Source organism: Okeania sp. SIO2B9 (assembly GCF_010672505.1).
Lineage (GTDB): Bacteria > Cyanobacteriota > Cyanobacteriia > Cyanobacteriales > Microcoleaceae > Okeania > Okeania hirsuta.
Window position 1 is genome coordinate 1 of the sequence record NZ_JAAHGK010001484.1, and the last position, 1,711, is coordinate 1,711.

The window sequence follows — 1,711 nt, forward strand, 5'->3', positions numbered from 1 at the left end:
GGTATTTGTCACTTATCAATGAGTGAAATCAAAATACCTGTAATTGTAGAAACTGTAATCGAAGTCAGGATAGTACCTGCTACTAGCTGCTATATAATTGAAGTAGTGTATGAAAAAGCAAATCAGCCACAAATACACTCAACATATGTAGCCGGCATAGACTTAGGGATTGACCGATTAGTTGCTCTATCTACAAACAAGCCTGGTGTTAAGCCTATGCTTGTTAACGGGAAGCCACTAAAAAGTGTTAATCAGCTTTACAACAAGCGAAAAGCCAAGTATCAAAGTCATCTCAAAGGCAACAGAAAAAGCAGTCGTAAGATTGAGGCGTTAACCTATCACCGAAATCGTTTTGTAGAGAATTATCTGCATAACACCAGTAAATTAGTTGTCAATTATTTAGTGACTAATAATATTGGTACTGTAGTCATAGGCAAAAATGATAACTGGAAACAAGGTGCAAATATAGGCAAAAAAAACAACCAAAATTTTACCCAAATACCACATGATAAGCTACTCAAGCAAATTACTTATAAATGTCAGCTAGCAGGAATCAAGGTGATTGAAACAGAGGAAAGCTATACAAGCAAAACATCTGCTCTTGACCTAGAGCAACCAATAAAACATGAAACTTATAGGGGTAAACGAGTCAAACGTGGTTTATTCAGGAGTGGAACTGGTATAGTGATTAATGCCGATGTTAATGGCAGTCTTCAAATAATTAGAAAGAAATTCCCAGAGGCATTTAGTGCCGAGGGAATAGTGAGCTGTGCCGTACAGCCAGTATTGGTTAATCCAATATCAAGATAAAAGCTGTTACGATTTTCTACAGTTTTTTTCGTACGGTTCTTCCGTATCGTTACACTGAATCAAAATACAATGGCTTTCGCCCATCTCTAAATTACTATCAATAATATCAATATACAAAATACATTGATGAATGGGTTTGTCATAAATGAGCGTGTTTTCTGGGTTAGGAAGTTTCATAACTTTTCTCAAACATTCTTTTCTGGTTTATTTAACTTTAAGTTTGACCATACATTGATTTTAACAGTAGCGATCGCTTATCAGCTAAATAAACTAGAATCTACTTTAAAAAAATCCCCTAATATTTTAGCTTGTTCAGTATTAATCTCACTTCTCCCATTAATCAACTCAATTACTATACCCTCCGAGCCAATAATTTCGACTAAATTTTCAAGTTTTACTCCCTGTTGTTCCATCAAAAATCGTAACATTGAATCAGGAGTTGATGCGGAACCTGGATGATAAAAATCTTGCTCAAACTTTTCAATTAAAACAATTAATAATTCATACAAAGTTTCTTGCTCTGGAGTAAGATTTTGAACGTGCATTAGTTCCTCTACTACTGCCAGTGCTTTTTCATTTTCCTCCTCTGTTTTTATTAGCTTGGGCTGATATTTAACTAATAACTCACTATATTTTTTTGAACTAAAAGTAAGGGTCATTTTTCCAATACTCCTTATCGTATTCTGCATGGGTAAGAATGTATTTAATATAAATCAATTGTCTTTGATAATCAATGCTAACAATTAAACGATATTTATTGCCCTTAATATTAAAAACTGTAAAATTACCAACTGCCTCTGCTGAAGGAAAAACGGATTTTACCTCAATCAAATTTGACCAATTAGCCTTGCTGGCAACTTTATACCAATTATCTAAAGTATCACTCGAATTGCTATGGTTA

General features: G+C 34.0%; 3 protein-coding genes. 1 reads left to right on the plus strand and 2 read right to left on the minus strand.

From position 1 onward, the window contains the following. The coding region (locus F6K13_RS31900) for a transposase (protein ID WP_287289700.1) at positions 1–810 on the plus strand (810 nt) is incomplete at its 5' end. Positions 811–1,067: 257 nt separating this feature from the next. Here the strand turns inward: F6K13_RS31900 and F6K13_RS31905 are convergent. Both F6K13_RS31905 and F6K13_RS31910 read right to left on the minus strand, forming a co-directional pair. Then, positions 1,068–1,469, minus strand: a complete 402-nt coding sequence (locus F6K13_RS31905; RefSeq protein WP_287289703.1) for a type II toxin-antitoxin system HigA family antitoxin — start codon at positions 1,467–1,469, stop codon at positions 1,068–1,070. Next, positions 1,453–1,711, minus strand: a 259-nt coding sequence (locus F6K13_RS31910; RefSeq protein WP_287289705.1) for a type II toxin-antitoxin system HigB family toxin, incomplete at its 5' end; no start/stop codon positions are given. The genes F6K13_RS31905 and F6K13_RS31910, both read right to left, overlap by 17 nt.

Excerpts from the sequence above, each read along its gene's own strand:
- F6K13_RS31905 (WP_287289703.1), bottom strand. The coding sequence starts at position 1,469 with ATGACCCTTACTTTTAGTTCAAAAAAATATAGTGAGTTATTAGTTAAA.